The following is a 7,072-nucleotide window of genomic DNA, read 5'->3' on the forward strand; positions in this document are numbered from 1 at the left end:
CCCCCCCCCCCCCCCCCCCCCCCCCCCCCCCCCCCCCCCCCCCCCCCCCCCCCCCCCCCCCCCCCCCCCCCCCCCCCCCCCCCCCCCCCCCGCCGCCGTATCCGGGTCGGCCTCGCCGCCGTGTCCGGGCCGGGCCGGGGCGGCCGGCGTGTCGGGGCCGGGGCGGTCGGCGTCCGGGCCGGGGCGGCCGGCTCAGAGCAGGCATTCGGCGGTGGTCAGCACCGCGCGGGTCTGGTGCGCCAGCTGCTCCTGCACCGGGACCCAGCGGGCGCCGAAGCGGTGGCGCAGCCGCTCCAGGCTGTCGGTGACGACGGCCCGGGCGCGGTCGCGGGCCGCCTCCGCGCCGGGACCGCGGGCGTCCGCGAGCAGCCGCAGCAGGATCGACGCCCCCCGCAGCGGCACCCGGGCCGCGACCAGCCCGGCGGTGGTCACCCGCGAGGCGGTGAGCGGCTGGGCACCCCAGCGCTCCAGCCACTCCTCCGCCACCCGCGGCGCCACCGCCAGACTGGACTCGACGGTGCGCAGCAGCGGGCCGTACGCCTCGTGGCCGTGCCCGGGGACGCTCGGGAGCAGGGCGGTGAGCTCCTCGGCGCGCCTGGTGAGGTCGCCGGCCGCCGCCGCGAGGGCCCGCGCCCCGGCCGGGTGGGGGCGGGCGTCGCCGACCGCGTCGACCGCCCACATCGGGACCTCCAGCACGGCCGTGACCGCCCCGTACCGGGCCGCGTAGGACCAGGTGGACAGCTCCGGCTCGTCCGGCAGCGCCCGGGAGCCCCCGCAGCCCGGGGCCGGCATCAGATAGGTGCCAGGGTCCGGGCTGGCCCAGCCGATCGCGTCGTAGGAGTCCACGTCGAGCGGCACGCCGGCCCGCTCCGCGGAGCGGGCGAAGCGCCCCGCCAGGCCCCGCACCGGACGGGTCAGCTGGACGAACGCCCCGCCGAAGTCCACCCCGTGCAGCGAGCACTGGAGGAAGGGGCGCAACTCGTCGATCAGACCGGTCAGCGCCAGGCTCTCCGGCATCGGCGGGCGGCCCGAGCCCGGGGAGGGCAGCAGCTCGGGCTGCTCCTCGAAGGAGGGGCGGAAGAAGTGCTCGTAGTGGCGCCGCATGGTGAGCGGGCCGTCCAGCCAGCCGCTGTTGAGCGCGGCGCCGTCCGGGTCGAGGCAGAGCAGCAGGTGCCAGGAGAGCCCGGGGCGGGCGGGGCGGTCCAGCAGCACCTCGGCGAGCCGGACCGTCCCGGCGGTGCCGATCGGCTCGTTGGGGTGCGGGCCGCCGACGACCAGCACCGCGCGCGGCCCGCGGTCCACCGAGAGCAGCAGCAGCGGGCGCCCGGCCCGGGAGCGGCCCACCTCCCGCAGCCGGCAGCGGTCAGGGTGCCGCAGTGCGAGCCGCCGCGCGGCGGACTCGGCCTGGGCGGGCGTCGGGTAGCGGGCCGGGCGGGTGTCGAGGGGTCGGAGGGGGCGGATCCGCCGACCGGTGTCGGTCATGGTTCTCCTTGCGCCGGTCGTACGGCCGCCGGGGGCGCGGGCGTGCGGGTGCGCCGCCGGGCACGGCGTGCGGGCGGTGGGACGGGGGCGGGGCGCCGCGGGCCGGGACGGCGGCCGTACGGCGACGGGACGGGGCGGCCCGGCGAGGGCGGACGGGCCGGGAGCGAACGGGAGGGTCACGCCGGCGGGAAATCCGACGAGGGCCGAGCGTACGACTCAACTCCCTTGTCGGGAAGGGGTGCAGGTTCCTTTGGCGGAGCCCTGTCAGTACCGCACGGGCCGTCCGGGCGTGTCAACGGCGGACGGCACCGGCCGGCGGACGCGCGTTGCGCGTGCCGGGGCGGGCACCGGCGGGTGCGGGCGGCGCCGGAGCGCGGGCGTCCCGTGAACCGGGGCAGACGGCCCGTTCCCCGGATTGGGCTACCCTTGAGGGTCACCCCTCCCGTGCCGGACCGCGGCACCGAATCACGTCGTAAGGGTTCCTAGTACATGACTGTCGAATCGGTCTTCCCACGCCTGGAGGCACTCCTCCCGCACGTCCAGAAGCCGATCCAGTACGTCGGCGGCGAGCTCAACTCGACCGTCAAGGACTGGGACGCCTGCGACGTCCGTTGGGCACTGATGTACCCCGACGCCTACGAGGTCGGCCTGCCCAACCAGGGCGTCATGATCCTCTACGAGGTGCTGAACGAGCGCGAGGGCGTGCTCGCCGAGCGCACCTACAGCGTCTGGCCGGACCTTGAGGCGCTGATGCGCGAGCACGGCGTCCCGCAGTTCACGGTGGACGCCCACCGCCCGGTGAAGGCCTTCGACGTCTTCGGACTGTCGTTCTCCACCGAGCTCGGCTACACCAACATGCTGGCCGCGCTCGACCTGGCCGGCATCCCGCTGGAGGCCAAGGACCGCACCGACGAGGACCCGATCGTCCTGGCCGGCGGCCACGCGGCCTTCAACCCGGAGCCGATCGCGGACTTCATCGACTGCGCGGTGGTCGGCGACGGCGAGCAGGCCGTGCTCGACATCACGGAGATCATCCGCGCCTGGAAGGTCGAGGGCCGCCCGGGCGGGCGCGACGAGCTGCTCCTGCGCCTGGCCCGCACCGGCGGGGTGTACGTCCCGAAGTTCTACGACGTGGAGTACCTGGCCGACGGCCGGATCGGCCGCGTCGTGCCGAACGCCCCGGGCGTGCCCTGGCGGGTGTCCAAGCACACCGTGATGGACCTGGACGAGTGGCCGTACCCCAAGCAGCCGCTGGTCCCGCTCGCGGAGACGGTGCACGAGCGGATGTCCGTGGAGATCTTCCGCGGCTGCACCCGCGGCTGCCGCTTCTGCCAGGCCGGCATGATCACGCGCCCCGTGCGGGAGCGAAGCATCACCGGCATCGGCGAGATGGTGGAGCGCGGGCTGAAGGCGACCGGCTTCGAGGAGGTCGGTCTGCTGTCGCTGTCCAGCGCCGACCACACCGAGATCGGCGACATCGCCAAGGGCCTGGCGGACCGCTACAGCGAGGACAAGATCGGCCTGTCGCTGCCGTCCACCCGCGTCGATGCCTTCAACATCGACCTCGCCAACGAGCTGTCCCGCAACGGGCGCCGCTCGGGCCTCACCTTCGCCCCCGAGGGCGGCAGCGAGCGCATGCGCAAGGTGATCAACAAGATGGTGTCGGAGGAGGACCTGATCCGCACCGTCGCCACCGCGTACGGCAACGGCTGGCGCCAGGTGAAGCTGTACTTCATGTGCGGCCTGCCCACCGAGACCGACGAGGACGTGCTCCAGATCGGCGAGATGGCGAAGAACGTCATCCAGAAGGGCCGTGAGGTCACCGGGCAGAACGACATCCGCTGCACCGTCTCCATCGGCGGGTTCGTGCCCAAGCCGCACACCCCGTTCCAGTGGGCCCCGCAGCTGTCCGCCGAGGCCACCGACGCCCGCCTGGCCAAGCTGCGCGACTCCATCCGCGGCGACCGCAAGTACGGCAAGAACATCGGCTACCGCTACCACGACGGCAAGCCGGGCATCGTCGAGGGCCTGCTCTCCCGCGGCGACCGCCGGGTCGGCGCGGTCATCCGCGCGGTCTACGAGGACGGCGGCCGCTTCGACGGCTGGCGCGAGTACTTCTCGTACGACCGCTGGATGCTCTGCGCCGAGAAGGGCCTGGCCGGCACCGGCGTCGACGTCGACTGGTACACCACCCGCGAGCGCACCTACGAGGAGGTGCTGCCCTGGGACCACCTGGACAGCGGCCTCGACAAGGACTGGCTCTGGGAGGACTGGCAGGACGCCCTGGAGGAGGTCGAGGTCGACGACTGCCGCTGGACGCCGTGCTTCGACTGCGGCGTGTGCCCGCAGATGGACACGGCCATACAAATCGGCCCGACGGGCAAGAAGCTGCTCCCGCTGACCGTCGTCAACGCCGCTGACCAGCAGAAGTAGGCGGCGGCGTGGGGGATACCGTCAGTGAGCTGTGTGACTTACTTCACAGCCTCTCGGAGGGTGAGCGGGAGCTCGTTCTGGGCGCGCTCGGCATGACGCGCGCCTCGGACGGGCCCGCACCCGCCCTCGGGGAGGTCCGGCAGGGCGGCCGGAGGACCCCTCTGCCCGCCGCCCGGAGTGCCCCGGGCATCGAGTCCTCGATCGAGTGGGTCTGAGGCCTTGAGGCCACGCCTAGAGCCCTCCCCGATTTCTTCGGGGAGGGCTCCTGTGCTCGATGGGGCGCTGCACTGCTTCGGGTGATGGCCTACAGCTTTCAGTCGCCCCGACGAGTTGCAGGTTCTCGGCGTCCGACTTGGACGGACTCTCCGGAGGTACGCTGACCTTCTCGGCTGTTCTTGGCCTGGCCGGGGAACTGCTCGGGATCACTACGGGTGACGTAGCCCCTCGGCGACACGAAGTAGTTCCTCATCGGAGAGCGACGCCGGCCGGCCGCTTGAGACGGTGTAGGTGTAGGTCCCATCCGACCAAATGATCGAACGTGGTCCAGAGGCCGGTGAGCCACTGACGTACGTCGCAGGGTGTCCGCCAACCGTGGCCTCGGGCTGGCCCTGGCCTGGGGCCTCGTTCCCTCGGGTTTGGGTGATGAGCAGACGAGAGCCTGCCCGTGCACCCGTTCCTTGCTGGTAGCCAGTGGTCCAACTGGGTACGCCCGCCGGGGGCTGAGCGAGGCCGGGAAGGTAAGGAACGGGATCGGCGTCGGGGTGGTCGTAGTCAGGGGGCAGGTAGCCTGGCTTTGCCAGCTCACGGCCGTCGAAGTACACGACGGGCTGACCGGTTACGGCATCGATCAACGGGCGTGGCCCCAGGGGCGCACTGAGCTGGGTGCTGATCCGCGATGAGCCGCCATCGGGGCACTGATAGGTCGGTCCCTTGAAGCTCTTTCGATGCAACAGAATCTCGACATGATCGCCGCTCTGGTGAGCTACGAGGTCCGGCTCCTGTTCGCACCGCCAATCAACAGTCAGCGTGATCGTCCGACCGTCCGCACTCACCAGCATCGGACCGGTCACGGCGGCATCGTAGGTGTGCCACTTCGAGGGTAACCACCACGTTTCAAGGGCCAACTCGATGCCCACGACTGCCAGCACTGCTATGACGATGACGCGTGTGCGCCTTGACAAGCGCGGCATCCAGTTAGCTCGCCTCAAGGCGCCTCCTCATGGATCAACGCAATGCTGTCGGGCCGACAGTCACCCCGTCAAGCGAGTCGCCGGGGCGTCCATTGGCCTGCAGGGATTGCGCAATGCGTTCCTAAAGCGGGGAGTGTCCTGGTAAATGCCCCAAACGTGACATTTGCTTCAAAGTCTCAAAAAGGGCCCGGGGTGCGAAATGTATGGAACTCTACAGAAAACATGTGGTGTGCAAATTGCTCATCTTTCGCTAGGGTGAAGTTGCCTCTCGCCAGACCAGGCAGGAGGAGGGGACCACTTGGGGGGAAGAGTGAGTTTCAGGAGGTTAAAGGCGAGAGGCAAGGTCGGTCTGGCTGCGGCTGTTGCGCTGTCAGTGTCGATCGCCGTACCCGCCTTTGTTGAATCCGCGAATGCAGCGGGGGCCGGTGCGGAAAAGAAGCCTGCGATCGGCAAGTCTGCGGCCAGCCCGCAGGTCATTGAGCTCATGAAGAAGCAGAAGGTCCTAGACGAGATCGTCGATCGGTTGACCGGTGGACTTTCCGAGGTTGACCGAGAGAAAATACCCGGATTCTCGGAAGTTGAGGTGGATCCGGCCAAGAACCATATCCGAGTCCACTGGAAGGGCGCCGTTCCGGAATCCGTGCAGGGAGTTATAAACAACCTGCCCGCAGGTGTCACGGCTGAGGTAATTCCGGCGAAGTACACCAAGGCTGAACTGCATCAGGCGCGTGCAAAGCTCCTGCAGAACGGTAAGCCCCAGCAGTTGGCATCCAGTGTCACCACGGCCAAGACCCGCATCACGAGCATCGCGCCGGCCGTCGACGGCAGCGGCCTGGAGGTCGGCTACGACGAGGAACCATCGGCAAATGCTGCCAAGACCTTCACTCAGTCGGGGCAGCCCCCGCTGAGCGACGAGAAGCGTGATGCCAAGACTCGCGAGGTCAAGGCTGCTACTGACAGCCTCACCGGTGTCGAAACGGTCGTGAACTACTCGGCGATTGCCATCGATGCCACACGGGGAGAAGACTCGTCTCCTTGGTGGGGTGGGGCCGGGCTCCAGACTCCTGGTGGCACCATCTGTTCCAGTGGGTTCGGCGTTACCCGTTCCGACGGCACGCCGCTCCTCACCACGGCGTTTCACTGCGGCGACGGCACGTTCCACAACTGGTACAACGGAAATTTCGTCGGGTCGACGAGCCAGCAGGACATGCTTGATGTCGATGACATCGAAGGCATCAACACGGGAAACGCCGTGGGCAATGCGGTCTACGAAGGGCCGTGGAACCAGTCCAACGACAATGCGCGGTACGTCTCCGGGTGGACTCACAACAACGTCGGTGACATGATCTGCCAGTCCGGTGCGAATGGTGGCACCCATTGCGGCATCAAGATTGACCGAACCGACTACTCCTTCCTCGGAAACAACAAGGTCTGGCGCAAGGTGGCAGACCACGCGTACCAGACCGATCCCAATGACATAGCCGCAGTCAACGGCGACAGCGGAGCCCCGGTCTACTCTTACGATTCCGCCGGGAAAATCCTCGCCCGCGGCTCGCTCACTGCTCTGGATAACACCGTCAACTGTAACGGTCGAACCGTTTCCGATGGTGGGTCTCGTCCGGCATGGTGTTTCAGTGCCATGATGTACGTTCCGATCTACCAGATCCTGTATGACAAGGGCTGGAAGATCAACACCGGCTGATAGTCCGGTTGCATTCGAGCTAGGCCAGAACCCGATGGCTTGCGCCATCGGGTTCTGGCCTAGTTGGTTCGTTGAAAATCCCTCAGGACATCTTCACAGGACGACCGGCGCAGGTTCCACAAGCGCGACGAGTGTCAGACCGTTGACGCATCTCTCGGCGGTGCTCCACTGACCTAGGGCCTGTTTCAGAAGTGGATCAAGGTCGTGAGATGATCACGTTCCATGGCTCGGGGAGATCTGACGGACGCCCAATGGGCGGTGCTGG

General features: G+C 68.8%; 4 protein-coding genes. 2 read left to right on the forward strand and 2 right to left on the reverse strand.

The features are described from left to right. Positions 1-192: 192 nt before the first annotated feature. Positions 193-1,482 (reverse strand): M14 family zinc carboxypeptidase, encoded by a 1,290-nt coding sequence (locus tag ACZ55U_RS38620; RefSeq protein ID WP_465534244.1) that lies wholly within the window; start codon positions 1,480-1,482, stop codon positions 193-195. 489 nt (positions 1,483-1,971) lie between these two features. Between ACZ55U_RS38620 and ACZ55U_RS38625 the strand changes: the two genes are divergently transcribed. After that, complete coding sequence (locus ACZ55U_RS38625) at positions 1,972-3,915, forward strand: TIGR03960 family B12-binding radical SAM protein (protein ID WP_465534246.1); 1,944 nt, start codon at positions 1,972-1,974, stop codon at positions 3,913-3,915. Between the two features lie 425 nt (positions 3,916-4,340). Here ACZ55U_RS38625 and ACZ55U_RS38630 read toward each other — a convergent pair whose 3' ends face one another. After that, positions 4,341-5,063, reverse strand: a complete 723-nt coding sequence (locus ACZ55U_RS38630; protein WP_465534248.1) for a hypothetical protein — start codon at positions 5,061-5,063, stop codon at positions 4,341-4,343. A gap of 415 nt (positions 5,064-5,478) precedes the next feature. On the opposite strand from ACZ55U_RS38630, the gene ACZ55U_RS38635 reads away from it, so the two are divergent. Beyond that, complete coding sequence (locus tag ACZ55U_RS38635; protein WP_465534250.1) at positions 5,479-6,807, forward strand: chymotrypsin family serine protease; 1,329 nt, start codon at positions 5,479-5,481, stop codon at positions 6,805-6,807. The last annotated feature ends 265 nt before the right edge of the window (positions 6,808-7,072 follow it).

It is taken from the genome of Kitasatospora sp. NPDC034533 (genome assembly GCF_055575155.1).